Below are 23,679 nucleotides of genomic sequence, written 5' to 3'. Positions count from 1 at the left end.
CCTCGCAGGAAGAGGAGCACGTACGCATGTCTGACCAGACCGAGTTCGACTACGTCATCGTCGGTGGCGGCACCGCAGGCTCGGTGATCGCGTCCCGCCTCACCGAGAACCCGGACGTCACCGTCGCCGTCATCGAGGGCGGCCCGAGCGACATCGACCGGGAGGACGTCCTCACGCTGCGCAAGTGGCTCGGCCTGCTCGGCGGCGAGCTGGACTACGAGTACACGACCACCGAGCAGCCCCGCGGCAACTCGCACATCCTGCACAGCCGCGCCAAGGTGCTCGGCGGCTGCTCGTCGCACAACACCCTGATCTCCTTCAAGCCCCTGCCGTCCGACTGGGACGAGTGGGAGGCGGCGGGCGCCACCGGCTGGAACGCCAAGGCGATGGACCCCTACTTCGGCAAGCTGCGCAACAACGTCGTGCGCGTCGCCAAGAAGGACCAGAACCAGATCGCCACCGACTGGGTCGAGGCGACGAAGACCGCGCTGGGCGTCCCCGAGGTCATCGGCTTCAACGACAAGCCCTTCGACGAGGGCGTCGGCTTCTTCGACCTCTCGTACCACCCGGAGAACAACAAGCGTTCCTCCGCGTCCGTCGCCTACCTCCACCCCCACATGGAGGCCGGTGACCGCCCGAACCTCCACCTCTTCCTGGAGACCTGGGCCACCAGGCTGGAGCTCGAAGGCAAGACCGCGCGCGGTGTCCACATCCGCACCAAGGAGGGTGTGGAGAAGCTGTTCACCGCCCGCCGCGAGGTGCTGGTCTGCGCCGGTGCCGTCGACACGCCGCGGCTGCTCATGCACTCCGGCATCGGCCCGAAGCAGGACCTCGAAGCCCTCGGCATCCCGGTCGTCCACGACCTGCCGGGCGTCGGCGAGAACCTCATCGACCACCCCGAGTCGGTCATCGTCTGGGAGACCAACGGGCCGCTGCCCGGCAACTCCGCGATGGACTCGGACGCCGGTCTGTTCGTGAAGCGGGACCCGGCCCACAAGGGCCCGGACCTGATGTTCCACTTCTACCAGATCCCGTTCACCGACAACCCGGAGCGTCTCGGCTACGAGCGCCCCGAGCACGGTGTGTCGATGACCCCGAACATCCCCAAGTCCCGTGCCCGCGGCCGTCTCTACCTGACGTCGGCGGACCCGGAGGTCAAGCCCGCCCTCGACTTCAAGTACTTCGAGGACGAGGGTGACTACGACGGGCAGACGCTCGTCGACGGCATCAAGCTGGCCCGCAAGGTCGCGCAGGCCGAGCCGTTCAAGAAGTGGCTCAAGCGCGAGGTGTTCCCCGGCCCGGAGGTCACCGAGGACGCCGAGATCAGTGAGCTCGTCCGCAAGGCCGCGCACACCGTCTACCACCCGGCGGGCACCTGCCGCATGGGTGCCTCCACTGATGAACTCGCCGTGGTCGACCCGGAGTTGAAGATCCGCGGCCTGGCAGGAATCCGTATCGCGGACGCATCCGTCTTCCCGACGATGCCCGCCGTGAATCCGATGATCGGAGTGCTCATGGTCGGGGAGAAATGTGCCGAGATCCTTGGTGGTGAGGGCCGATGAGCGAGGCCACCGTGATGACCACGGACCAGGAGAACACGCCCGCAGCCGGGCCCGTCTTCGCCGTCCAGAACCTCTGGAAGGTCTTCGGCCCCAAGGCCGAGCGAATACCGGACGACACCTCGCTGCACGGCCTGAGCCCCGCCGAACTGCGCGAGCAGACCGGCTGCACCGCCGCCGTGCGTGATGTGTCCTTCGAGGTCAACAAGGGCGAGGTCTTCGTCGTCATGGGCCTGTCGGGCTCCGGCAAGTCCACCCTCGTACGCTGCCTGACCCGGCTCATCGAGCCCACCTCGGGCACCCTCGCCATCGACGGCGAGGACGTCCTCGCCATGGACAAGGCCCGCCTGCGCGAACTCCGTCGCCACCGCGCCGCCATGGTCTTCCAGCACTTCGGTCTCCTGCCGCACCGCTCGGTCCTCGACAACGTCGCGTACGGCCTGGAGATCCAGGGCGTCGGCAAGGCCGAGCGCCGCGCCAAGGCCCTCGAAGTCGTCAAGAAGGTCGGCCTCGAGGGGCTCGAGCAGCGCAAGCCCGGTCAGCTCTCCGGCGGTCAGCAGCAGCGCGTGGGCCTGGCCCGCGCCCTCGCCGTGGACCCCGAAGTCCTGCTCTTCGACGAGCCGTTCAGCGCCCTCGACCCGCTGATCCGCCGCGACATGCAGGAAGAAGTCGTGCGCCTGCACCACGAAGAGGGCCGCACGATGATCTTCATCACCCACGACCTCAGCGAGGCCCTCAAGCTCGGCGACCGCATCGCCCTGATGCGCGACGGCCGCGTCGTCCAGGTCGGCACCCCCGAGGAGATCGTCGGCTCCCCGGCCGACGACTACGTCCGCGACTTCGTGCGCGACGTGGTGCGCGCCGACGTGCTGAGCGTGCGCAGCGCCATGCGCCCGGCCGACGCCGATGAGGAGAGCCGCGGTGCGGCGCTCGCGCCGGACGCCAAGGTCTCCGAGGCCATCGAGGCCGTCGCCCGCTCCGGCTTCCCGGTGCGCGTGATGGACGGCAAGCGCTGCCTCGGCGTCGTGGACCAGGCGGCGCTGCTCGCCGTGGTCGCGGGCACCGAGCAGACGGCCCCCGGCAAGGGCGAGGTGGTCGCCTGATGGCCACCGCCACCGCCTCCAGTCCCGTACGAGATACGGGAATCGGCGCGCTCCTTCGTCACCGTGCCGTCGGCAAGCTCCTGCTGCTCGCCGTCGCCGCGGCGGTCCTCGTGCCGATTGCGAACGCCAAATGGGCCTCCGGCGCCTGGCCGGGCGCACTCACCGTCGACCTGTCCGAGCCGTTCGGCAACGTCACCACCTGGATCGTCGACCACCGCGACAGCCACCCGCTGTTCGTGTACTTCTTCGGCCACATCTCCAACGGCATCGTGGCGTCCGTGCGCGCCGTCTACCTGGTGCTCCTCGCGGGCGGCTGGGCCGGTGTCCTCGTCGGGGCCGCGCTGGTCGCCTGGCGGGTCGCGGGCGTGCGCATCGCGGTGCTCACGGCCGCCTCGTTCGGCCTGTGCGGGCTGCTCGGCATGTGGGTGCCGACGATGCAGACCCTCGCGCTGATGGTCGTCGCCGTGCTCGCCTCCGTCGTGCTCGGCATGCTGCTCGGGCTCGCCGCCGGGCTGAGCGACCGGACGTTCCGCATCCTGCGGCCGGTCCTCGACACCATGCAGGTGCTCCCGGCCTTCTCGTACCTGCTGCCGGTCGCCATGGTCTTCGGCATCGGCGTGCCCGCCGCGCTCATCGCGACGGTCATCTACGCGGCTCCGCCGATGGCCCGGCTCACCGCCCTCGGACTGCGCGGCGCCGACCCCGTCGTCATGGAGGCCGTGACCTCGCTGGGCACCACGGGGCGCCAGCGGCTCGTCTCCGCGCGCTTCCCGCTGGCCCGCAAGGAACTCCTGCTCGGCCTCAACCAGACGATCATGATGGCCCTCTCGATGGCCGTCATCGCGTCGGTGATCGGCGGCGCCGGTCTCGGTGACCGCGTCTACCAGGCGCTCGGCTCGGTCGACGTCGGCCAGGCACTCTCCGCCGGTCTCCCGATCGTCCTGATCGCCGTCGTCCTCGACCGCGTCACGGGCGAGGCCGGGGAACGCCTCGGTGCGAACGCCGAGGACACCTCGCCGCTGCGCGGCTGGTGCGGCTGGTCCGTGGCCGCCGCCGTGACCGTGGCCGTCGCGCTCGCCGCCCGCTTCGCCGACCGCCTCGACTGGCCGGAGAGCTGGACCGCGAACATCGCCGGTCCCGTCAACACCGGCCAGGAGTGGATCGTCGACCACCTCTACACCGGCATCCCCGTCGTCGGCGGCACCGCCGACTGGGCCGCGCACTTCACCACCTGGGTCCTCAACCCGACCCGCGACGGACTGCAGTGGCTGCCCTGGTGGTCGGTGCTGCTCGTCGTCGCCACCCTCGCCTGGCTGATCGGCACCTGGAAGACCGGGCTCACCGCCGTGCTCGCGATGGCGGGCATCGGGGTCCTCGGCGTGTGGGACAAGTCCCTCGACACGCTGTCGCAGGTGCTCGCCGCGGTCGCCGTCACCGTGGTGATCGGCTTCGCGATCGGCATCGGCGCGGCCCGCAGCAAGCGCCTTGAACGAGTGCTCCGGCCCGTCCTGGACGTCCTCCAGACGATGCCGCAGTTCGTGTACCTGATCCCGGCGGTGGCCCTCTTCGGCGTCGGCCGCGCCCCCGCGGCCTTCGCGGCCATCGCGTACGCGGTGCCCGCCGTCATCCGCATCACCACGCAGGGCCTGCGCCAGGTCAACCCGGCGGCGATGGAGTCCTCGAAGTCCCTGGGCGCCACCACCTGGCAGCAACTGCGCCAGGTCCAGCTCCCGCTGGCCCGCCCGACGCTGCTGCTCGCCGTCAACCAGGCGGTCGTCCTCGTCCTCGCCGTCGTCGTCATCGGCGGCATGGTCGGCGGTGGCGCGCTCGGTTACGACGTCCTCTACGGCATCGCCCAGAACGACCTGGCGGTGGGCATGATCGGCGGCATCGCCGTCGTCTGCCTCGGCCTGATGCTGGACCGGGTGACGCAGCCCACGGAACGTCGGGACCGCAGTTCGAAGAAGGGAGCCTGACATGCGTATGCGTACGCGAGTGATCGCTGCCGCGAGCGCGGGTGCGGCTCTCCTCGCCCTCTCGGGCTGCGGCAAGGCCGACATGACCAAGCAGGCGTCCCCGTTCGCGAACGCGGCGGGCGCCAAGACCGTGACGCTCTCCGTCCAGTCCTGGGTGGGTGCCCAGGCGGACGCGGCCGTCGCCGCGTACCTGCTCGACCACGAGCTGGGCTACCGCGTCGACAAGGTCCAGATCGACGAGGTCCCGGCCTGGGACGCGCTCAGCCAGGGCCGCGTCGACGCGATCATGGAGGACTGGGGCCACCCGGACCAGGAGAAGCTCTACATCGACGACAAGAAGACGGTGGCGCGCGGCGGCGACGTCGGCGTGACCGGCCACATCGGCTGGTACGTCCCCACGTACTTCGCGAAGAAGCACCCGGACATCACCGACTGGAAGAACCTCAACAAGTACGCCGACGAGTTCCGCACCGCGGAGAGCGGCGGCAAGGGCCAGCTGATGGACGGCTCCCCGTCGTTCCTCACCAACGACAAGGCCCTCGTGAAGAACCTCGGCCTGGACTACCAGGTCGTCTTCGCGGGCTCCGAGGCGGCACAGATCACCCAGATCAAGCAGTTCGCCAAGCAGCAGAAGCCGTTCCTGACGTACTGGTACAAGCCGCAGTGGCTCTTCGAGAAGGTGCCGATGACGGAGGTGAAGCTGCCCAAGTACAAGGAGGGCTGCGACGCCGACCCGGCGAAGATCAAGTGCGAGTACCCGCACACGCCCCTTCAGAAGTACTTCAACGCGGACTTCGCCAAGAAGGGCGGCGACGCGGCGGAGTTCCTGAAGAACTTCAAGTGGTCGGAGGCGGACCAGAACGAGGTCTCCCTCATGATCGCCGACAAGAAGATGTCGCCGGACGACGCGGCGAAGGCGTGGATCGACAAGAACGAGTCGAAGTGGAAGGCGTGGCTGCCCAAGTAGCCGCCCGCTGACGCCTGATGGTGCCGGGCTCCCGCTGGACGGGAGCCCGGCATCGTCATGCCCGGCCCAGCTCCTCGGCGATCCCGCGCAGCGCCGCCATGGTGCGGCGCAGCAGACCGGGACCGAACGTGATCCGCGTCGCGCCGAGCTCGCCCAGCTCGCGCAGGGAGGGGCCGTCCGGCAGCGCAAGGACGTTCATCGGCCCCTCGATGCCCGCCCGCAGCGCGGGGATCGCCTCGGTCGGCGCGAGGATGGGGTAGACGCAGTCCGCGCCCGCCGCCACGTACAGGCGGGCCCGCTCGATCGCCCGCTCCGGGTCGGCGACCCCACGGACGAACGTGTCGACGCGCGCGTTGATGACCAGCCGGTCGCCCGCGGCCTCCCGCACCTGCGCCAGCCAGTCCGCCTGCTCCTGGGGGTCCCGGAGGATGCCGGTCGAGCCCTTGCCCTCGTAGGAGTCCTCAAGGTTGCAGCCGACGGCGCCCGCTTCGAGGAGGCGGTCCACCAGCTCCTTGGCCGCGAGGCCGTAGCCGGTCTCGGCGTCCATGGTCACCGGCACGTCGACGGCCCGGGTGATCCGGGTGACCGCCTCGAACATCTCCCTGGGCGGCACCTGCCCGTCCTCGTACCCGAGGGAGAGCGCGACGCCCGCGCTGGGCGTGGCGAGCGCCTCGTACCCCGCCTCCTGGAACACGCGGGCGCTCGCGGCGTCCCACGGTCCCGGCAGGACCAGCGGGTCGCCGGGCGCCCGGCCGTGGTGCAGGGCACGCAGCGTGTCGACGGGGCGGGGGGTCACCATGCGGGGCCTCCGGGCTCGATGCGACGGCTGACCATCAGCCGGTTCCAGCTGTTGATGACGGTGATCACGCCAAGGAGATGGGCGAGTTCACCTTCGGCGAAGTACTTGGCGGCCCGCTCGTACGTCGCGTCGGGCACGGAGCCCTCGGTGAGGACGGTGACGGCCTCGGTCAGGGCGAGGGCCGCGCGTTCGCGCTCGCTGAAGAGGGCGCCCGCCTCCTCCCAGGCGTTCAGGAGCGCGATGCGCTTGGGGGTCTCGCCGTGCTCCAGGGCGACGTCCACGTGCATGTCGAGGCAGAAGGCGCAGGCGTTGATCTGCGAGGCCCGCATCATCACGAGCTCGGCGAGGACCGGATCGCCGAGGCCCTTCTTCGCGGCGGCGCTCAGCGCGCTCATCGCGCCCGCGACGCCGCGGTCCAAGTGCGTGGTGCGAGCGCTCACTTGGCGTCGCCCGTCTTGTAGTGGCCCGGCACCTGGCGCGTGCTGACGCCGAAGCGGTTCCACGCGTTGATGACGGTGATCGCAGCGATGAGCTGGGTCAGCTCCGCCTCCTCGAACTGCGCGGCCGCCCTCGCGTACACATCGTCCGGTACGAACCCGTCGGTGAGTACGGTGATCGCCTCGGTCAGTTCGAGCGCGGCGACCTCCTTCGCCGTGTAGAAGTGCTGCGACTCCTCCCAAGCGCTGAGCTGGATGATCCGCTCGACGCTCTCGCCCGCCGCGATGGCGTCCTTGGAGTGCATGTCGAGGCAGAGCGCGCAGCGGTTGATCTGCGAGGCGCGGATCTTGACGAGCTCGTAGATCACCGGGTCGAGGCCCTTACGGGCGGCCGCGTCGAGCTTGATCATGGCCTTGAAGACCTCGGGGGCGTGCTGGGCCCAGGCGAGCCGCGGGGCGTGCTCGTGGACGTGGGGTTCGGAGGGGGTGTTCGTGGGGGTGGTCGTGTTCGCCGTCATGGTGTCGACGGTACGGTCGGAGTAGCCCACGGGTATGGTCCATTTCCATGGGAGAAACGTGGGCCACTCTGGGCGTCGACCTTCATCTGGAGACCGGCGGCGACGCGTCCCGCAACGGCGTCCGCAGAGGCCTGACGGACGCCCTGCGGGAGGCCGTGCGCGGCGGCCGCCTCGCCCCCGGCACCCGGCTGCCGTCGTCCCGCTCCCTCGCCGTCGACCTCGGCATCGCGCGGAACACGGTCGCCGACGCGTACGCCGATCTGGTCGCCGAGGGCTGGCTCACCGCCCGCCAGGGCTCGGGCACCCGCGTCGCGGAGCGCGTCGTCACGCCGCCCGCGCGGCCCGCGCCGCCCCGCAGGACGGGCGGGGCGCCGACGTACGACCTCACCCCCGGGTCGCCGGACCTCGCGACCTTCCCGCGCGCGGAGTGGCTCAAGGCGGCCCGGCGCGCGCTGGCCGCGGCTCCCCACGCCGCGCTCGGGTACGCGGACCCGCGCGGCCGCGTCGAGCTGCGCACCGCCCTCGCCGGGTACCTCGCACGGGCGCGGGGCGTGCACGCGGACCCCGACCGCATCGTCGTCACCGCCGGGTTCGTGCACGCGCTCGCGATCATCGGCCGGGTGCTGCGGGCGCGCGGCGGGCGGGAGGTGACCGTCGAGTCGTACGGCCTCGACCTCCACTGGAACCTGCTGCACCACGCGGGCCTGCGCACGGTGCCTCTCGCTTTCGACGAACTCGGCACGGACGTCTCCGGGTTGAGCTCCGGGTTGAGCTCCGGCTCCGGCTCTGGCTCTGGCTCAGCGAAGGCAGTCCTTCTCACCCCCGCGCACCAGTTCCCGATGGGCGTGCCGCTCCACCCCGACCGGCGCGCCGCGGCCGTCGACTGGGCGCGGCGCGAGGGTGGGGTGATCATCGAGGACGACTACGACGGGGAGTTCCGCTACGACCGCCAGCCGGTCGGCGCGCTCCAGGGCCTCGACCCCGAGCGCGTGATCTACCTCGGCACGGCGAGCAAGTCCCTCGCCCCCGGCCTGCGCCTGGGCTGGATGGTCCTGCCGTCCGGCCTGCGCGACGAGGTCCTCGCCGAGAAGGAGGCGGCGGGCGCGTCCTGCGGCGCGCTCGACCAGCTGACGCTTGCGGAGTTCCTCACGTCGGGGGCGTACGACCGCCATGTACGGGGCGCACGGCTGCGGTACCGGCGCCGCCGCGACCAGTTGGTGGAGGCGTTGGCGGAGCGGGCCCCCGAAGTGCGTGCCACCGGCATCGCGGCCGGGCTGCACGCGGTCATCGAACTGCCGCCGGGCACCCAGCAGTCCATCGTCCAGGCCGCCAACTGGGAACGCCTCGCGGTCCACGGCCTCAGCGGCTACCGCCACCCGCTCGCGGTGACACCGAGGGAGGACGCGCTGGTGGTGGGGTACGGGACACCGGCGGAGCACGCGTGGGCGGGGGCGTTGGGGGCGTTGTGCCGGGTGTTGCCGTGAAGATCGGGAACTTCAGTGAACTCCGCGGAGGCGTTGCGGCGGGAAAATCCAGCCCCTCCGGCGATTGAGGAGCGGGGTCCGGGGCGGAGCCCCGAGTCGGGGCGAAGGTGGGCGTGCGGTTGCTGTCCGGCGAGTTCGATGCCGGGCGTGGCCGTCCAAGGCCGGGCAGTACTACCCCTGCCGCTCCAGCGACGCGTCCGGCGCCTCCCCGAACCGCGCCAGCGCCAACGCCCCCGCGACCGCCACCGCGAACCCGAGGATCGCCAGCCAGCCCAGACCCTCCCGCGTACGGTCGCCCAGCCAGACCACGCCCACCAGGGCGGGGCCGATCGTCTCGCCGATCACCATGCCCGCCGTGGCCGTCGTCACCGAACCGCGCTGCAGCGCCGAGGTGAGCAGCAGGAACGCCGCGCCGCCGCCCACCAGCAGCGCGTACGTCGCCGGATTGGCCAGCAGCGCGCCCGGCGACACGTCGTCGATCAGGCGCACGGTCACCTCGACCACCCCGAATCCGCACCCCGCGCCGAGGCCGAGCGCCAGCGCCCGCCCCCGGTCGGGCAGCCGCCCCGCCACGGCGCCGAGGAGCAGCACGGCGACGGCGATGCCGAGCATCACGTACCGCAGCGTCGTCGAGCCGGTGCGGTCGCCCTCGTCGCCGGACGCGAGGCCCAGCATCGCGAGCCCCGCACAGACGACGCCCACCGCGCCCCACTCCACGCCGCTCAGCCGCACCCGCAGCAGCCGGGCCGCGACCACCGCCGTGACGGCGAGGCTGGCGGCGAGCGCCGCTCCCACCGCGTAGATCGGGACGGAGCGCAGCGCCACGATCTGCAGCAGGAAGCCGAGTCCGTCGAGGGCGAGCCCGGCGACGTAACGCCACTGGCGCAGCGCGCGCAGCAGCAGCGCCGGGTCGACGCCGGAGCCGGTGCCGGGCGTGGTGGCGCGCGTGGCGACCGCCTGGAGTACCGAGGCCATGCCGAAGCAGACCGCTGAGCCGAGTGCGCAAATCATCCCAAGAGACACGAAGTGACTGTAGAGGAAGGTGAGTCAAAGGAGACTCATGGGGCATCCGGTGGAGGGGGCTGGCACGGCCCGCGTGAGCTTACCTACGCTGATCGCTGAGCATGTACAGAGCAAGCTCGCAAGCTACGGATCAAGCGTATGACGCACGAAGTAAGGCAACGGGGGATCGCGTGACGAAGAAGCAGACGCGACGGCTGCGCTCCAGCACCGTCGTACTCGGCGGCATGGGCGTGCTCGCCGCGGCCCTGACCTCCTGCGGCTCGGACCCGGACCGGCGCTGCGTGGACCGGGACAGCTACGACACGTTCCTCGGGTACAAGATCGTCGGCGACAAGAACTGCAAGTCGGGTTCGGGTAAAAGGCTCGGCACCGGCACCGGCAAGTCATCGGGCCGCACCGACCCCACCTGGTACTACGACTCCGACGTCGACGGCCGCTACGCCGACGACGGCACGTTCAGCCGCAGCGAGGCCGTCGACCGGGACGGCTTCGGCTGCTCGGGCAGCGGCAGCGGCGGCGGCTGAGCGGACGACCCAGGAACCCAGGGCTTCAGGACTTCAGGACCGGACAAGACACGTACGCCATGGAACGCCGCACCATAGACCCCCGCCCCGGCTGGCAGCAGACCGTCGAGGACCAGGGGCTCATCTACCCCCTCACGCGCTACCCCGACGACACCCTGCGCCCCTACTGGGACGAGAGCGCCTACTACGTCTTCTCGCTCCCCGAGGTCGAGGCGCTGGAGGAGGTCGTCGAGGAGCTGCACGCGATGTGCCTGGCCGCCGCCGCGCACATCGTCGAGCACGACCGCCTCGGCGACCTCGGCATCACGGACCCGGGAGTCGCCTCCGTCGTCACCGAGGCCTGGCACCGCCGCGCCGAACTCCCCTCCCTCTACGGCCGCTTCGACCTGCGTTACGACGGCACGGGCCCGGCCAAGATGCTGGAGTACAACGCCGACACCCCCACCTCCCTGGTCGAGGCCGCGAGCCCGCAGTGGTTCTGGATGGAGGAGCGCTTCCCCGGCGCCGACCAGTGGAACTCCCTCCACGAACGTCTCGTCGACGCATGGAAGAAGCAGGCCGCACTGCTGCCGCCCGGCGGCCCGCTGTACTTCGCGCACTCGGCCGCAGACGAGCTCGGCGAGGACCTGATGACGGTCGCCTACCTGCGCGAGACGGCCGAACAGGCGGGCATCGCCGCGGAGTCGATCTCCATGGAGGACATCGGCTGGGACCGCCTCTCGCACCGGTTCGTCGACAAGAAGCTCCGCTTCATGCGCAGTTGCTTCAAGCTCTATCCGTGGGAGTGGCTGACCACGGACCGCTTCGCGCCGCACGTCCTGGAGACCCTGGACAACGGCGGCGGCACGGGCTCGACGCTGTGGATCGAGCCCGCCTGGAAGATGCTCCTCTCCAACAAGGCGCTCCTGGCGATCCTCTGGGAGCTGTACCCGGGCCATCCGAACCTCCTCCCCGCCTACCTCGACGGCCCGCGCGAGCTCGCATCGGAACGCGGATACGTCGCCAAGCCGCTGCTCGGGCGCGAGGGCGCGGGAGTGACGGTGCACGAACCGGGTTCCGCCCCCGCCCCCGCCCCCGCTGCGGAGGGCTTCTGCTACCAGGAGTTGGCGCCGCTGCCGGAATTCGACGGCAATCGGGTCGTGCTCGGCGCGTGGGTGGTGGAGGACGAGGCCGCGGGACTCGGTATCCGGGAGTCCGCGGGGCTGATCACGGACGAGTACGCGAGGTTCGTCCCGCACGTCATTCTGTGAAGGACGTGGTGGTCGTGGCGGTCGTGGCGGTGTCGGCGGCGATGCGGACCAGCATCTTCCCGGTGTTCACCCCGCGCAGCACCCCGAGGAACGCCTCCGGCACCCGCTCGATGCCTCGACGACGGTCTGCTCGGTGCGCAGGGTGCCGTCAACGACGGCACAGGGCCGCATCCACAACGCCTTCCACGTGCGTCATGACCGCCTTGTCGGTCGGCTGCATGGTCACCGCCACGTTGGCGGCGCGGCCGTCGTCCGTGGCCCCGCCCCGCGTCTCGTATCCCGGGTAACTGCCGCCGTGCCCCCAGTAGACGCCGCCGCAGGACAGGGGCCTGCTCACGATCCCCAGGCCGTACCGGGCGCCCTTGCCGAAGTAGTCGGCGGGGACCGTGGTGCGCATCTGGGCGAGCTGGGCCGCCGGGAGGAGTCGGCCGGGCGAGAGCAGGGCGGAGAAGAACCGGTTGAGGTCGGTGTTGGTGGAGATCAACTGGCCTGCCGCCCAGGCCCAGGAGGGGTCCAGCTCCGTGATGTCCTGCGGAGGTCCGCCCGGCGCCTCCTGGTAGTAGCCCTTGGGGTGGGGTCCGCGGATGGTCGCGTCCCTGGGCGCGGGGAAGTAGGTGTGGCGCAGCCCCAGCCGCTTGATGATCCGCCGGTCGATCTCCTCGGCGACGGAGTGCTCGGTGACCTCCTGGACGATCAGACCGGCCAGGACATAGTTCGTGTTGCTGTATGCCCAGTCCTTCCCGGGCTCGAAGTCCCCCTTGTCCTGGAGCGCGATGTCGAGCAGCTCGCGCGGTTCGTAGTAACGGGGCTGCAGGTCGTGCTTGGTGTAGTTGGGCAGCCCGCTCGTCTGCTGCAGGAGCTGGCGGACCTTGATCTTCCGTCCGTCGATCCCGTCCCCGCGCACGACGCCCGGCAGATACGTGTCGACCGAGTCGTCCAGACGGATCTTCCCCTCGGCGACCAGCTGCAGCACGACCACCGCGGTGAACGTCTTGGTGTTGCTGCCGATCCGCACCTGACCGTCCCTGGGCACCGCGGCCCCGGTAGCCAGATCACCGACCCCTGCCGTGTACGTACGAGTGGGCCCCTTCTTCCCCTTGACGCTCGCTAGCGCGGCAGGCAGCCCATCGGCACGCACCAGCTCGTCCAGCCCCTGCTGGACGACCCCCGCCCCGCCGTGCACCGGACTCGCCGGAGCCGCCCGCCCCGCTGAAGACTCCGCGGATGTCGCGGATGTCGCGGATGTCGCGGATGCCGCCGACGCAGCGGACGCCGCAGACGCCAAGGGCGCCGCCAGGACACCCGCCGTCATGACGCCCATGGCCACCGCGGTCGCCGCCGCGGCCGACGCCACCTTGCGCGAGCCACCCCGCTGCCGCCCGGAGGAACGGAACTTCTGCCTTGCCTGCTCACGCACTGGCCAACTCCTATGGATATGTGGGAACCGGCGCCTTCGCGCCGGTCCCAACATTTCCGGATGCGGCCGCCCGGGACGATCCTGCCAACCGCCCACTCCAGGTGGGGCTAACCCCCGCACTCGCCCCGGGCCGCAGCGCCCTCGCGGCTGGCTCGGCTCAGCTCAGCACGGCCCGCAGCTGAGCGAGCCCCCAGTCCAGATCCTCCTTGCTGATCACCAGCGGGGGAGCGATACGGATCGTCGACCCGTGCGTGTCCTTGACCAGCACCCCCTTCTCCATCAACTTCTCCGAGATCTCCCGTCCCGTGCCGTACGACGGAGCGATGTCGACGCCCGCCCACAGCCCGCGCCCCCGCACCTCGGTCACCGTCCCCGCACCGGCCAACAGCCCCAGCTCGGCGTGCAGATGCTCGCCCAGCTCCGTGGCCCGCTGCTGGAACTCGCCCGTCGACAGCATGTCGACGACCTCCAACCCCACCGCGCAGGCCAGCGGGTTGCCGCCGAACGTCGACCCGTGCTCACCCGGCTTGAACACCCCGAGCACATCGGCATCGGCCACCACCGCCGACACCGGCACGACCCCGCCGCCGAGCGCCTTGCCCAGCAGATACACGTCCGGCACCACGCCCTCGTGCTCACACGCGAACGTACGTCCCGTCCTGCCCAGGCCCGACTGGATCTCGTCCGCGATGAAGAGCACCCCGCGCTCACGGGTCAACTCCCGCACCCTGGGCAGATATCCGGCCGGGGGCACGAGCACCCCGGCCTCGCCCTGGATCGGCTCGATCAGCACGGCCACGGTGTCGTCGGTGACCGCTGCCCGCAACGCCTCCAGGTCGCCGTACGGCACGATCTCGAAGCCCGGCGTGTACGGCCCGAAGTCCGCCCGCGCCTCCTCGTCCGTGGAGAAGCTGATGACGGTCGTCGTTCTGCCGTGGAAGTTCCCGGCCGCGACCACGATCTTCGCCCGGCCGTCCGGCACTCCCTTGACCTGGTACCCCCACTTCCGCGCGGTCTTCACGGCCGTCTCGACGGCCTCCGCGCCGGTGTTCATGGGCAGCACCATCTCCTTGCCGCAGAGCTCGGCCAGGCGCGTACAGAACTCGGCGAACCGGTCGTGGTGAAAGGCCCGCGAGGTCAGCGTCACCCGGTCCAGCTGAGCCTTCGCGGCATCGATCAGACGGCGGTTGCCGTGCCCGAAGTTGAGCGCGGAGTACCCGGCGAGCATGTCGAGGTAGCGGCGACCCTCGACGTCGGTCATCCAGGCCCCGTCGGCCGAGGCGACCACGATGGGCAGCGGGTGGTAGTTGTGCGCGCTGTGCGCCTCGGCCGAGGCGATGAGCCGCTCGCCGGTCGAACGGCCACCGGACGCGGCGGCCGACGACGACGGCGAGGAGGAGGTGGAAGAAGATGACGGCGATGACGGCGACGACGGCGTAAAGGGAGCTGGCGTACTCGACACGGGGTCTCCGATCGTCCTGCGGCTGGGGGCGGGTGTGGCGCCCAATTCCTATCGTCGCTCGCATCGCGAACGAAGAAACCTGCCGGATCGGCGTGCCAGCTAGGGTGGCCCTGACAGCACGGTGACTGGCGCACGGGGAACGGACCCCGGTGAAGCCGTGCGAGGCACGACCTTCGAGGTGCCGCCCGCCTGGGCACCCCGGGACCACGACCGGACACTGACCGCTCGCCCCGGAGGACGCCATGACTCTCCCTTCCCCTTCCCCTCGGAACCATCCCGCCCTCGCCGCCGAGGACCCCGAACTCGCCGCCCTCGTCGACGCCGAGGAGCAGCTCCAGGCCGACACCCTGCGGCTGATCCCCAGCGAGAACTACGTCTCCACCGCGGTCCTCGAGGCCTCGGGCACCGTCCTGCAGAACAAGTACAGCGAGGGCTATCCCGGCCGCCGCTACTACGAGGGCCAGCAGAACATCGACCCCGTCGAGCGCCTGGCCATCGCCCGCGCCAAGGCCGTCTTCGGCGTCGAGCACGCCAACGTCCAGCCCTACTCCGGCTCCCCGGCCAACCTCGCCGTCTACCTCGCCTTCGCCGAGCCCGGCGACACCGTGATGGGCATGGCCCTGCCGATGGGCGGCCACCTCACCCACGGCTGGGGCGTCTCCGCCACCGGCAAGTGGTTCCGCGGCGTGCAGTACGGCGTGCGCCGGACCACGGACCCCGAGACGAACGGCCGCATCGACCTCGACGAGGTCCGTGACCTCGCCCTCAAGGAACGCCCCAAGCTGATCTTCTGCGGCGGCACCGCCCTCCCTCGCACCATCGACTTCGCCGCCTTCGCCGAGATCGCCCGCGAGGCCGGAGCCGTCCTGGTGGCCGACATCGCGCACATCGCCGGTCTGATCGCGGGCGGCGCCCACCCCTCACCGGTGCCGCACGCCGACGTGATCTCCACGACCACCCACAAGACCCTGCGCGGCCCGCGCGGCGCGATGCTCATGTCCCGCGAGGAACACGCCAAGGCCATCGACAAGGCGGTCTTCCCCGGCCTGCAGGGCGGCCCGCACAACCAGACCACCGCGGCCATCGCCGTCGCCCTCCACGAGGCGTCCCGCACCTCCTTCCGCGACTACGCCCACGCGATCGTCGACAACGCCAAGGCCCTCGCCGACGCTCTGCTCGCCCGCGGCTTCGACCTGGTCTCCGGCGGCACCGACAACCACCTGATCCTGATGGACCTCACCCCCAAGGACGTCCCCGGAAAGATCGCCGCGAAGGCCCTCGACCGGGCCGGGATCGTCGTCAACCACAACACCGTCCCGTTCGACCCGAGGAAGCCCTTCGACCCCTCGGGCATCCGCATCGGCACCCCCTCCCTGACCTCCCGCGGACTCCGCACCGAGCACATGGCGACCGTCGCCGAATGGATCGACCGCGGTGTCGCCGCCGCCCGCACCGGGAACGAGGACGCCCTGACGAAGATCAGGTCCGAGGTCGCCGACCTGATGGCCGCGCACCCGGCCCCGGGCCTGCCGGTCGCCTGACCCGGCGCAGGACCGGCCGCCCCTCCCGCCCGGCACCGCCCGGGCGGGGCGGTGGCCCGTCGCCCCCGCCGCTCACAGGTCCCGCAGCTCCTGCCGGGGCTCCGGCTCGTCCGGTCGCCGCCGCCACGCCGACACCGCCGCCCAGCGCTCGGCCACCGGGCCGCGCAGCAGCAGCGCGGCCACCGCGCCGACGCCCGCGCCCGGTATCGCCCACCACCAGTCCGTGTCCCCACCTCCCGGCCCGGTGCCCCCCACGGCCGCCAGCGGCGCGTCCCCGTCCCCGCTCGTCCCGGCGCCGGAGGGCTCCGGCGCCACCTGCGACTGCGGCGAGATCCCGGGGCTGCCCCGGTCCGACGCCTTGCCCAGGAGCCCGAGCTCCTTGAACAGCGACAGCACCCGCTGGGGCTCCTTGGCCCGGTGCCAGTCGCCGTTCAACGACTCGATCTCCGTCGACCTGTGCACCCAGACGTCCGCGTCCTTCTTCTTGCCGGACAGCTTCTTGCCGGACAGCGGCGCATAGACCCGGTCGACCCGCCACGGCATTACGTCGTGCGCCATCCACGTGACATTGATCTGACGGCTGCCTCGGTCCACGTCGAGCCCCGGCGGCTCCTCACCCGGCTTCCTGCCGGAGGAGGAGGGCGCGAGCCACCTCTCCAGTTCGGCGTACTCCTTGTCGCTGTAGTACAGCGACGCGCTCTCCGTGCTCTCCGGCGACACCAGCAGCACGCTCGTCGGTCCACCGGCCGCCGCCTGCGGTGCCGTGAGCACCATCAACGCCGCCGCGACGCCCAGCCCCGCCGCTGCCCCGCACAGTCCCCTGGCCATTCGCATGTTCCGCAGGCTCCCAGGTTCCCGGTCCGGCCGACCCGATGCGAAGCGGCCTTTCTCAGCGGACCGGGGGACCGACCGCTGCCGGACCGCCGAACGCACCTGTGTTCCTCGTCTCATCGGCGACGATCGGTTCCCACCCGTCACACACCTGTTTCCGAGCTATGAGAGTCACCTGAGAGAATGGGCCCCATGGCCTCTGAACGACCTCGTGTGCTCTCCGGAATCCAGCCCACCGCCGGCTCGTTCCACCTCGGCAATTACCTCGGCGCGGTCCGCCAGTGGGTGGCGCTGCAGGAGTCCCACGACGCCTTCTACATGGTGGTGGACCTGCACGCGATCACGATCCCGCAGGACCCCGCCGAACTGCGCGCCAACACCAGGCTCGCCGCCGCCCAGCTGCTCGCCGCGGGCCTCGACCCGGAGCGCTGCACGCTCTTCGTCCAGAGCCACGTGCCCGAGCACGCCCAGCTCGCCTGGGTGATGAACTGCCTCACCGGCTTCGGCGAGGCCTCCCGCATGACGCAGTTCAAGGACAAGTCCGCCAAGCAGGGTGCCGACCGCGCGTCCGTCGGCCTCTTCACGTACCCGGTCCTGCAGGTCGCGGACATCCTGCTCTACCAGGCCAACGAGGTCCCGGTCGGCGAGGACCAGCGTCAGCACATCGAGCTCACCCGTGACCTCGCCGAGCGCTTCAACGGCCGCTTCGGCGAGACGTTCACCGTGCCGTCGGCGTACATCCTCAAAGAGACGGCGAAGATCTACGACCTTCAGGACCCGTCGATCAAGATGAGCAAGTCGGCGTCCACCCCGAAGGGCCTGATCAACCTCCTCGACGAGCCCAAGGCCACCGCCAAGAAGGTCAAGAGCGCCGTCACCGACACCGGCACGGAGATCCGCTACGACGTGGCGGAGAAGCCGGGCGTCAGCAACCTCCTCAGCGTCTACTCCACCCTCACCGGCACCGGTATCGCCGAACTGGAGCAGAAGTACGTCGGCAAGGGCTACGGTGCGCTGAAGACCGACCTCGCCGAGGTCATGGTCGAGTTCGTGACCCCCTTCCGGGACCGCACGCAGCAGTACCTGGACGACCCGGAGACGCTCGACTCGATCCTGGCCAAGGGCGCGGAGAAGGCCCGTGCCGTCGCCGCCGAGACCCTCGCGCACGCGTACGACAAGGTGGGCTTCCTGCCCGCCAAGCACTGAGTCACCGCTCCGAGCACAACAACAGCTGCACCGCGCTGCCCACCGGGCTGCGCCCCTGCCCATCGACACGACGACAGGAGTATGACGTGGGGACCGTAACGATCGGCGTTTCGATCGCGGTCCCGGAGCCTCACGGCAGCCTGCTCCAGGAGCGGCGCGCGGGCTTCGGGGACCCCGCGGCGCACGGCATCCCCACGCACGTGACCCTGTTGCCGCCCACTGAGGTGGACGCATCGGCGCTGCCCGCGGTTGAGGCGCATCTCATCTCGGTCGCGGCCGCCGGTCGCCCGTTCCCGATGCGCCTCTCCGGGACGGGTACTTTCCGTCCGCTGTCCCCTGTCGTCTTCGTGCAGGTGATGGCGGGCGGGTCGGCCTGCTCCTGGTTGCAGGAGCGGGTGCGGGACGCGTCCGGGCCGATGGCGCGTGAACTGCAGTTCCCGTACCACCCGCACGTCACGGTGGCGCACGGCATCTCCGAAGAGGCCATGGACCGTGCCTACGAGGAGCTCTCGGAGTACGAGGCCGAGTGGCCCTGCACCGGTTTCGCCCTGTATGAGCAGGGCTCCGACGGCGTCTGGCGCAAGCTGCGCGACTTCGCCTTCGGCGGCACCGTGGTGCCCCCTCAGGCCCCGGCTCCGGCGGCCCGGGGTACGCTGCCCGCTCGCTGACCGGGGTGCCCCGGCCGATCGCGCCGGGGGACCATGCGCAACGCAGTGGCGGCCGTCGCCGTACTCGCTCTTCTGGCGGTCGGCTGCGGGACGCAGAAGTCCGGCGCGGACGCCGACGACAGACCAGGCAAGTCCCGCGCGGCCGGGCTCTCCTGGGCGTTCGAGCGCATCGACGACGTGTCCGGCGAGCTGATCGACGGGGCCGCCATGGGGCCGGACGACATCTGGGCCCTCGGCAGCGACGACGTCAGCGACGGGCGGCTCGCGAAGGCGCACCTGCTGCACTTCGACGGCAAGAAGTGGACGCGTGAGCCGATGCCGGTCGAGGGCGCCCCGCACCTCTTCCGGATCGACTCCCTGGGGTCGGCGGGCATCCGCCTCAGCACCGTGGACAGGCCCGGAGAGGCTCCGGTGACCCTTGCGGTACGCCCTCTGGGACGGCACTCGGTGGAAGCCCCTGGACGGCACCCCGGAAGGTGACGCCCCCGCCGGGCAGCTCACGGACGTCGAGGTCATCACTCCGGACGACGTGTGGGCGGTCGGGTCCCGGACGAGCGGCCCCGGAGCGGGCGGTGACGGCGGCGAGCTCGACCAGCCCGCCGCGATGCACTGGGACGGCGAGTCCTGGACGACCACGCCGACGCCCGCCTACCGGTTCCCCGAGCCCGTCCCGCCCGAGCCGAGTGCCTCTCTGGACGGCGTGGAGGCGGTCTCTCCTAAGGAGGTGTGGGCGTTCGGATCGCACGCCTTCAACCACGGAGAGGTCGAGAAGGGGCCGTCCACCGAGCACGTCCTGTTGCGCTGGGACGGCTCCCGCTGGAACGAGCAGTAGGGCGCCGACCGGGACAAGTGCCTCTCCAGGGGCATCGTCACGCATGAGGTCACGGCCAAGGGCAAGCAGCAGCTCTGGCTCGACCCCATCGTGCCGGTGCCTGGCACGAGGAAGTTCGTCGGCGTGGGCAAGGTCTACGTGATGCAGAGCGGCAACCCGCTGACCATGCCCACGATCGCCACGTTCGAGCCGCCCAAGAGCTCCTGGGGCTCCTGGACGGCCGGGCGGCTCAGAGGGGCAGGCGGCGGAACACCGGCCTCGGCACGTGCCGCAGCGCCGACATGACCAGCCGCAGCAGCCCCGGCACCCACACCGTCTCCGAGCGCCGCCGCAGCCCGTTCTCGATGGCCTCGGCCACCGCCTCCGGGGTGGTCGCCATGGGGGCCTCCTCCAGGCCCGCCGTCATCTTCGAGCGCACGAAGCCGGGGCGGACCACCATCACGTGCACCCCCGTGCCGTGCAGCGCGTCGCCGAGGCCCTGGGCGAACGCGTCGAGTCCGGCCTTGCTGGAGCCGTAGATGAAGTTCGAGCGGCGCGCGCGCTCGCCCGCCACCGAGGAGAGCACCACCAGGGAGCCGTGCCCCTGGGACTGCAGCGCCCGCGCGCAGACCAGCCCGGCCGAGACCGCACCCGTGTAGTTGGTCTGCGCGACGCGCACCGCCGCGAGGGGCTCGTCCTCGTCGCGTGCCTGGTCGCCGAGGACGCCGAAGGCGAGGAGCACCATGTCGATGTCGCCCTCGGTGAAGATCTTGCCGAGGGACTCCTCGTGGGACTCGGAGTCGAGCGCGTCGAACGCGACGGTCTGCACGTCCGCGCCCATGTCGCGCAGGTCGGCGGCGGCCTTCTCCAGGTGGGGCGACGGGCGCCCGGCCAGCCACACGGTGCGGGTGCGGCGGGCGACCAGGCGCCGCGCGGTGGCGAGGCCGATCTCGGAGGTGCCGCCGAGGACGAGCAGGGACTGAGGGGTGCCGAAGGCGTCTTTCATGAGTACCGGTCTCCTAGAGGGCGAGGCGGCGGGAGAGGTCCGAGCGGAAGACGCCGCGCGGGTCGAGCTCGGCCCGCAGGGCGCGGAAGTCGTCGAGCCGCGGATACATCGCGGCGAGCATCTCGGGCCGCAGACGCGAGTCCTTGGCGAGGTAGATGCGGCCGTCGGCGGCGGCCACCTCCTCGTCGAGATCGTCGAGGAAGGCGCCGAGCCCGGGGAGGTTCGCGGGGATGTCGAGCGCGAGGGTCCAGCCGGGCATCGGGAAGGAGAGCCAGCCCGGATCGCCCTCTCCGAAGCGCTTCAGTACGGCGAGGAAGGACGGGCAGCCGCGCTCGGAGATGCGCTGCACGATGTGGCGCAGGGCCTCCTCCTTGCCGTACCCGACGACGAACTGGTACTGCACGAAGCCGCTGCGGCCGTAGATGCGGTTCCAGTGGGGGACGCCGTCCAGCGGGTGGAAGAAGGTGGAGATCTTCTGCAGCTCGCCGGTGCGGCAGCGGGGCGCCTTGCGGTACCAGAGCTCGTTGAACAGGCCCACCGACGCCTTGCCGAGCAGCCCCTCCGGCAGGAAGGAGGGCGCGGCGGGCAGCTGCCCGGGACGGAACGCGAGAGGGGCTCTACGCGCGCGTGCCCGCTCCGGGAGGGCGTCCAGGGGGGCGTGGTCGCCGCGGGTAAGGACCGAGCGGCCCATGGCCGCGCCGCGCGCGAGGAGGTCGATCCACGCGACCGAGTAGCGGTAGCGGTGGTCGGTCGCGGTGAGGCGGGCCATCAAGTCGTCGAGGTCCGTCGCCCGTTCCGTGTCGACTGCCATCAAGGACGTCTCGACGGGCAGGAGTTGCACGGTCGCCGACAGGATCACGCCGGTCAGGCCCATGCCACCGGCTGTCGCGTCGAACAGGGGGCTGCCGGGCTCGACCGTGCGGACCGTGCCGTCGGCGGTCAGCACGTCCATCGCGAGGACGTGGCGCGAGAAGGACCCCGAGACGTGGTGGTTCTTGCCGTGGATGTCGGCGCCGATCGCCCCGCCGACCGTCACATAGCGGGTCCCGGGCGTCACCGGCACGAACCAGCCGAGGGGCAGCAGGACTTCCATCAGGTGGTGCAGCGAGACGCCCGCGTCACAGACGACGGTGGCCGCGGGAGCGCCGGTTTCCGATGTCCGCGTGGTGTCGATGACGCGCACCCGGTCGAGGCCCGTCATGTCGAAGACGGCGCCGCCCGCGTTCTGCGCGGCGTCTCCATAGGCACGCCCCAGGCCGCGGGCGATGCCGCCGCGCTCCCCGCACGCGCGCACCGCGGCCGCGGCCTCCTCCTGCGAACGGGGTCTCACCAGCCGGGCGGTGGTCGGTGCGGTGCGGCCCCAGCCCGAGACGGACACGGCGGACGAGGGGACGGGCACGGCGGACGACGTCGGAGCCGAGGTGCGGGCACGGGAGTCGGCGGGGGAGTCGGCAGGCATGCAAGCGACCGTATCGCCCATACATGGGCGTTTCGCTCAAAACCATCCCGGCTCTCACCGAAATGGGTGATAGAGCGAGTGTCACCCAACATTGACGTAATTATTGGGACGTTGCCTAGAAGAGTCGAGATGCCCAGCTCTCGAACGTCTTCGAAATAGAGGCGACATGCACGACATGGACCACCGGTTGCTGTCGGCCCTGCGCGACTGCGGCACCGACCCGCGCGTGGCGGCCGCCGCCCGCGCCCTGTCCCGCACCGGCGAGCACGGCGCACTCTGGATCCTGGCCGGTCTGGCGGGCGCCGCCGCCGACCGCGAGCGCCGCGGCGCCTGGCTGCGCGGCACGGCCCTCACCGCCGCCGCCCACCTGGCCAGCATGGGCGTCAAGCGGATCGTCCGCCGCCCGCGCCCCGCCGCCCTGGGCGACATCGAACCCCTCGTACGCACCGCGGGCCGCCACTCCTTCCCCAGCTCGCACGCCACCTCCGCCGCCGCGGCCGTCGTCGCCTACGGAGCGCTGCGCCCCGTCGGGGCCCACCTCCTTCCGCCGCTGGCCGCCGCGATGTGCGTGTCCCGGATGGTCGTCGGCGTCCACTACCCCTCGGACGTGGCCGCGGGCGCGGCACTCGGCGCGCTCACCGCACGCGCGGGCGCCACCTGGATGAAAGGAGACCGCATCGATGCCTGAACGTATCTCCACGGTCCTGGAACGGCCCGGCCCGCCCCGGCCTACGGGGCAGGGCCCCGTAGGCCTGCCGCTCGGCCTCCTGAAGACCGCGCGCCCCCGCCAGTGGGTGAAGAACGTCCTCGTCGTCGCGGCCCCCGCGGCCGCGGGCGAACTCTTCTCGCGGCACGCCATCGAACAGGTCGCCGTCGTCTTCGCGCTGTTCACCGCCGCCGCGTCCGCCGTCTACCTGATCAACGACGCACGCGACGCCGACGCCGACCGCGCGCACCCCACCAAGTGCCGCAGACCGGTCGCCAGCGGACAGGTGCCGGTGCCCGTCGCCTACGCCGTGGGAGGCCTCCTGGCCGTCCTGGCGCCCACGGCCGCCACCATCCTGTGCACGCCGCTCACGGCGGCGCTCCTGGCCGCGTACGTCGGCATGCAACTCGCCTACTGCATCAGTCTCAAGCACGTCCTCGTCGTCGATCTCACGATCGTCACGACCGGCTTCCTGATGCGCGCCATGATCGGTGGACTCGCGCTCGACATCCCGCTGTCGCGCTGGTTCCTGATCACCACGGGCTTCTGCGCGCTCTTCATGGTCTCCGCCAAGCGCTACTCCGAAGCCGTCCAGATGTCCGAGAGCTCGGAGAAACTGGGCGCCACGCGCGCGTTGCTCACCGAATACACCACCGGCTACCTGCGCTTCGTATGGCAACTGGCCGCGGGCGTCGCCGTTCTGGCGTACTGCCTGTGGGCCATGGAGGAGGGCGGCACCACCGACGGCGGCTCGCTGCCCTGGCGCCAGCTGTCCATGGCCGCCTTCATCCTCGCCATCCTGCGCTACGCCGTCTTCGCCGACCGGGGCACCGCGGGAGAGCCGGAGGACGTCGTCCTGCGGGACAGGGCGCTCGCCGTGATCGGCCTGGTGTGGCTGGCCATGTACGGGCTCGCGGTCGCGGACTGGTGAG

23 protein-coding genes and 1 riboswitch are annotated in these 23,679 nt (G+C 71.2%); of the genes, 14 read left to right on the top strand and 9 right to left on the bottom strand.

What is annotated here, in order from left to right; translation table 11 throughout:
* Positions 1-26 precede the first annotated feature (26 nt).
* Genes AC068B_RS08590 through AC068B_RS08575 form a run of 4 tightly spaced genes read left to right on the top strand, consistent with a single transcriptional unit; the run spans position 27 to position 5,605 of the window.
* Positions 27-1,562, top strand: a complete 1,536-nt coding sequence (locus tag AC068B_RS08590; RefSeq protein ID WP_478669943.1) for a GMC family oxidoreductase — start codon at positions 27-29, stop codon at positions 1,560-1,562.
* Positions 1,559-2,662: a quaternary amine ABC transporter ATP-binding protein gene (locus tag AC068B_RS08585; protein WP_478669941.1), complete on the top strand. Its 1,104-nt coding sequence runs from the start codon at positions 1,559-1,561 to the stop codon at positions 2,660-2,662. Before AC068B_RS08590 ends, AC068B_RS08585 begins: the two co-directional genes overlap by 4 nt.
* The gene (locus AC068B_RS08580; RefSeq protein ID WP_478669939.1) at positions 2,662-4,638 is read left to right on the top strand and encodes an ABC transporter permease; all 1,977 of its coding nucleotides are present in this window, start codon (positions 2,662-2,664) and stop codon (positions 4,636-4,638) included. The genes AC068B_RS08585 and AC068B_RS08580 overlap by 1 nt, the downstream gene beginning before the upstream one ends.
* Positions 4,639-4,645: 7 nt before the next feature.
* On the top strand, positions 4,646-5,605 hold the full coding sequence (locus tag AC068B_RS08575) for an ABC transporter substrate-binding protein (RefSeq protein WP_478670310.1): 960 nt from the start codon (positions 4,646-4,648) through the stop codon (positions 5,603-5,605).
* A gap of 55 nt (positions 5,606-5,660) precedes the next feature.
* Here the strand turns inward: AC068B_RS08575 and AC068B_RS08570 are convergent, their stop codons facing one another.
* Genes AC068B_RS08570 through AC068B_RS08560 form a run of 3 tightly spaced genes read right to left on the bottom strand, consistent with a single transcriptional unit; the run spans position 5,661 to position 7,359 of the window.
* Positions 5,661-6,404 (bottom strand): isocitrate lyase/PEP mutase family protein, encoded by a 744-nt coding sequence (locus AC068B_RS08570; protein WP_478669938.1) that lies wholly within the window; start codon positions 6,402-6,404, stop codon positions 5,661-5,663.
* Positions 6,398-6,844 (bottom strand): carboxymuconolactone decarboxylase family protein, encoded by a 447-nt coding sequence (locus AC068B_RS08565; RefSeq protein WP_478669936.1) that lies wholly within the window; start codon positions 6,842-6,844, stop codon positions 6,398-6,400. Before AC068B_RS08565 ends, AC068B_RS08570 begins: the two co-directional genes overlap by 7 nt.
* Positions 6,841-7,359, bottom strand: coding sequence for a carboxymuconolactone decarboxylase family protein (locus AC068B_RS08560; protein ID WP_478669934.1), 519 nt, complete (start codon positions 7,357-7,359; stop codon positions 6,841-6,843). Before AC068B_RS08560 ends, AC068B_RS08565 begins: the two co-directional genes overlap by 4 nt.
* A gap of 47 nt (positions 7,360-7,406) precedes the next feature.
* Here AC068B_RS08560 and pdxR point away from each other — a divergent pair, with 47 nt between their 5' ends.
* The gene (gene pdxR / locus AC068B_RS08555) at positions 7,407-8,843 is read left to right on the top strand and encodes a MocR-like pyridoxine biosynthesis transcription factor PdxR (protein WP_478669933.1); all 1,437 of its coding nucleotides are present in this window, start codon (positions 7,407-7,409) and stop codon (positions 8,841-8,843) included.
* A 171-nt stretch (positions 8,844-9,014) separates the two neighbouring features.
* Here pdxR and AC068B_RS08550 read toward each other — a convergent pair whose 3' ends face one another.
* Positions 9,015-9,854, bottom strand: a complete 840-nt coding sequence (locus tag AC068B_RS08550; protein WP_478670308.1) for a DMT family protein — start codon at positions 9,852-9,854, stop codon at positions 9,015-9,017.
* Between the two features lie 236 nt (positions 9,855-10,090).
* On the opposite strand from AC068B_RS08550, the gene AC068B_RS08545 reads away from it, so the two are divergent.
* Together AC068B_RS08545 and AC068B_RS08540 are read left to right on the top strand one after the other, a co-directional pair.
* Positions 10,091-10,390 (top strand): hypothetical protein, encoded by a 300-nt coding sequence (locus AC068B_RS08545; protein WP_356252358.1) that lies wholly within the window; start codon positions 10,091-10,093, stop codon positions 10,388-10,390.
* A gap of 59 nt (positions 10,391-10,449) precedes the next feature.
* Positions 10,450-11,640 carry a glutathionylspermidine synthase family protein gene (locus AC068B_RS08540; protein ID WP_478669931.1) on the top strand — a complete coding sequence of 397 codons (1,191 nt, stop codon included), beginning with the start codon at positions 10,450-10,452 and terminating at the stop codon, positions 11,638-11,640.
* Positions 11,641-11,788: 148 nt separating this feature from the next.
* Here AC068B_RS08540 and AC068B_RS08535 read toward each other — a convergent pair whose 3' ends face one another.
* Positions 11,789-13,057, bottom strand: coding sequence for a serine hydrolase domain-containing protein (locus AC068B_RS08535; RefSeq protein ID WP_478669929.1), 1,269 nt, complete (start codon positions 13,055-13,057; stop codon positions 11,789-11,791).
* Between the two features lie 157 nt (positions 13,058-13,214).
* Entirely contained in the window at positions 13,215-14,396 is a 1,182-nt protein-coding gene (rocD, locus tag AC068B_RS08530; protein ID WP_478670305.1) for an ornithine--oxo-acid transaminase, read from the bottom strand.
* A gap of 234 nt (positions 14,397-14,630) precedes the next feature.
* Positions 14,631-14,721: riboswitch (ZMP/ZTP riboswitch) on the top strand.
* 40 nt (positions 14,722-14,761) lie between these two features.
* On the opposite strand from rocD, the gene AC068B_RS08525 reads away from it, so the two are divergent.
* Entirely contained in the window at positions 14,762-16,060 is a 1,299-nt protein-coding gene (locus AC068B_RS08525) for a serine hydroxymethyltransferase (protein WP_478669928.1), read from the top strand.
* A gap of 72 nt (positions 16,061-16,132) precedes the next feature.
* Here the strand turns inward: AC068B_RS08525 and AC068B_RS08520 are convergent, their stop codons facing one another.
* Entirely contained in the window at positions 16,133-16,894 is a 762-nt protein-coding gene (locus AC068B_RS08520; RefSeq protein ID WP_478669925.1) for a hypothetical protein, read from the bottom strand.
* Positions 16,895-17,083: 189 nt separating this feature from the next.
* On the opposite strand from AC068B_RS08520, the gene trpS reads away from it, so the two are divergent.
* The 4 genes from trpS (at position 17,084) to AC068B_RS08500 (ending at position 19,597) form a co-directional block, all read left to right on the top strand.
* Entirely contained in the window at positions 17,084-18,097 is a 1,014-nt protein-coding gene (gene trpS / locus AC068B_RS08515) for a tryptophan--tRNA ligase (RefSeq protein WP_478669924.1), read from the top strand.
* Positions 18,098-18,183: 86 nt separating this feature from the next.
* On the top strand, positions 18,184-18,765 hold the full coding sequence (locus AC068B_RS08510; RefSeq protein WP_306335543.1) for a 2'-5' RNA ligase family protein: 582 nt from the start codon (positions 18,184-18,186) through the stop codon (positions 18,763-18,765).
* A gap of 33 nt (positions 18,766-18,798) precedes the next feature.
* Complete coding sequence (locus tag AC068B_RS08505; RefSeq protein ID WP_478669922.1) at positions 18,799-19,245, top strand: hypothetical protein; 447 nt, start codon at positions 18,799-18,801, stop codon at positions 19,243-19,245.
* Positions 19,184-19,597, top strand: a complete 414-nt coding sequence (locus AC068B_RS08500; RefSeq protein ID WP_478669920.1) for a hypothetical protein — start codon at positions 19,184-19,186, stop codon at positions 19,595-19,597. Before AC068B_RS08505 ends, AC068B_RS08500 begins: the two co-directional genes overlap by 62 nt.
* 229 nt (positions 19,598-19,826) lie before the next feature.
* Here AC068B_RS08500 and AC068B_RS08495 read toward each other — a convergent pair whose 3' ends face one another.
* Together AC068B_RS08495 and AC068B_RS08490 are read right to left on the bottom strand one after the other, a co-directional pair.
* Positions 19,827-20,582 carry a decaprenylphospho-beta-D-erythro-pentofuranosid-2-ulose 2-reductase gene (locus tag AC068B_RS08495; RefSeq protein WP_478669919.1) on the bottom strand — a complete coding sequence of 252 codons (756 nt, stop codon included), beginning with the start codon at positions 20,580-20,582 and terminating at the stop codon, positions 19,827-19,829.
* 13 nt (positions 20,583-20,595) lie between these two features.
* Positions 20,596-22,041, bottom strand: coding sequence for an FAD-binding oxidoreductase (locus AC068B_RS08490; protein ID WP_478669916.1), 1,446 nt, complete (start codon positions 22,039-22,041; stop codon positions 20,596-20,598).
* Positions 22,042-22,207: 166 nt separating this feature from the next.
* Between AC068B_RS08490 and AC068B_RS08485 the strand changes: the two genes are divergently transcribed.
* Together AC068B_RS08485 and AC068B_RS08480 are read left to right on the top strand one after the other, a co-directional pair.
* A complete protein-coding gene (locus tag AC068B_RS08485; RefSeq protein WP_468556179.1) occupies positions 22,208-22,729 on the top strand; it encodes a phosphatase PAP2 family protein in 522 nt (173 codons plus the stop codon).
* Entirely contained in the window at positions 22,722-23,678 is a 957-nt protein-coding gene (locus AC068B_RS08480; RefSeq protein ID WP_356251336.1) for a decaprenyl-phosphate phosphoribosyltransferase, read from the top strand. Before AC068B_RS08485 ends, AC068B_RS08480 begins: the two co-directional genes overlap by 8 nt.
* Position 23,679 lies beyond the last annotated feature (1 nt).

It is taken from the genome of Streptomyces sp. NPDC042371 (assembly GCF_056437465.1).
This window is presented reverse-complemented; position numbering and strand designations above follow the sequence as displayed.

Bases quoted from the DNA above. Each gene is read 5' to 3' on its own strand.
- AC068B_RS08590 (WP_478669943.1), top strand. From the start codon at position 27: ATGTCTGACCAGACCGAGTTCGACTACGTCATCGTCGGTGGCGGCACC.
- AC068B_RS08585 (WP_478669941.1), top strand. From the start codon at position 1,559: ATGAGCGAGGCCACCGTGATGACCACGGACCAGGAGAACACGCCCGCA.
- AC068B_RS08580 (WP_478669939.1), top strand. From the start codon at position 2,662: ATGGCCACCGCCACCGCCTCCAGTCCCGTACGAGATACGGGAATCGGC.
- AC068B_RS08575 (WP_478670310.1), top strand. From the start codon at position 4,646: ATGCGTACGCGAGTGATCGCTGCCGCGAGCGCGGGTGCGGCTCTCCTC.
- AC068B_RS08570 (WP_478669938.1), bottom strand. From the start codon at position 6,404: ATGGTGACCCCCCGCCCCGTCGACACGCTGCGTGCCCTGCACCACGGC.
- AC068B_RS08560 (WP_478669934.1), bottom strand. From the start codon at position 7,359: ATGACGGCGAACACGACCACCCCCACGAACACCCCCTCCGAACCCCAC.
- pdxR (WP_478669933.1), top strand. From the start codon at position 7,407: ATGGGAGAAACGTGGGCCACTCTGGGCGTCGACCTTCATCTGGAGACC.
- AC068B_RS08550 (WP_478670308.1), bottom strand. From the start codon at position 9,854: ATGATTTGCGCACTCGGCTCAGCGGTCTGCTTCGGCATGGCCTCGGTA.
- AC068B_RS08545 (WP_356252358.1), top strand. From the start codon at position 10,091: ATGGGCGTGCTCGCCGCGGCCCTGACCTCCTGCGGCTCGGACCCGGAC.
- AC068B_RS08540 (WP_478669931.1), top strand. From the start codon at position 10,450: ATGGAACGCCGCACCATAGACCCCCGCCCCGGCTGGCAGCAGACCGTC.
- AC068B_RS08525 (WP_478669928.1), top strand. From the start codon at position 14,762: ATGACTCTCCCTTCCCCTTCCCCTCGGAACCATCCCGCCCTCGCCGCC.
- AC068B_RS08520 (WP_478669925.1), bottom strand. From the start codon at position 16,894: ATGCGAATGGCCAGGGGACTGTGCGGGGCAGCGGCGGGGCTGGGCGTC.
- trpS (WP_478669924.1), top strand. From the start codon at position 17,084: ATGGCCTCTGAACGACCTCGTGTGCTCTCCGGAATCCAGCCCACCGCC.
- AC068B_RS08505 (WP_478669922.1), top strand. From the start codon at position 18,799: ATGCGCAACGCAGTGGCGGCCGTCGCCGTACTCGCTCTTCTGGCGGTC.
- AC068B_RS08495 (WP_478669919.1), bottom strand. From the start codon at position 20,582: ATGAAAGACGCCTTCGGCACCCCTCAGTCCCTGCTCGTCCTCGGCGGC.
- AC068B_RS08490 (WP_478669916.1), bottom strand. From the start codon at position 22,041: ATGCCTGCCGACTCCCCCGCCGACTCCCGTGCCCGCACCTCGGCTCCG.
- AC068B_RS08485 (WP_468556179.1), top strand. From the start codon at position 22,208: ATGCACGACATGGACCACCGGTTGCTGTCGGCCCTGCGCGACTGCGGC.
- AC068B_RS08480 (WP_356251336.1), top strand. From the start codon at position 22,722: ATGCCTGAACGTATCTCCACGGTCCTGGAACGGCCCGGCCCGCCCCGG.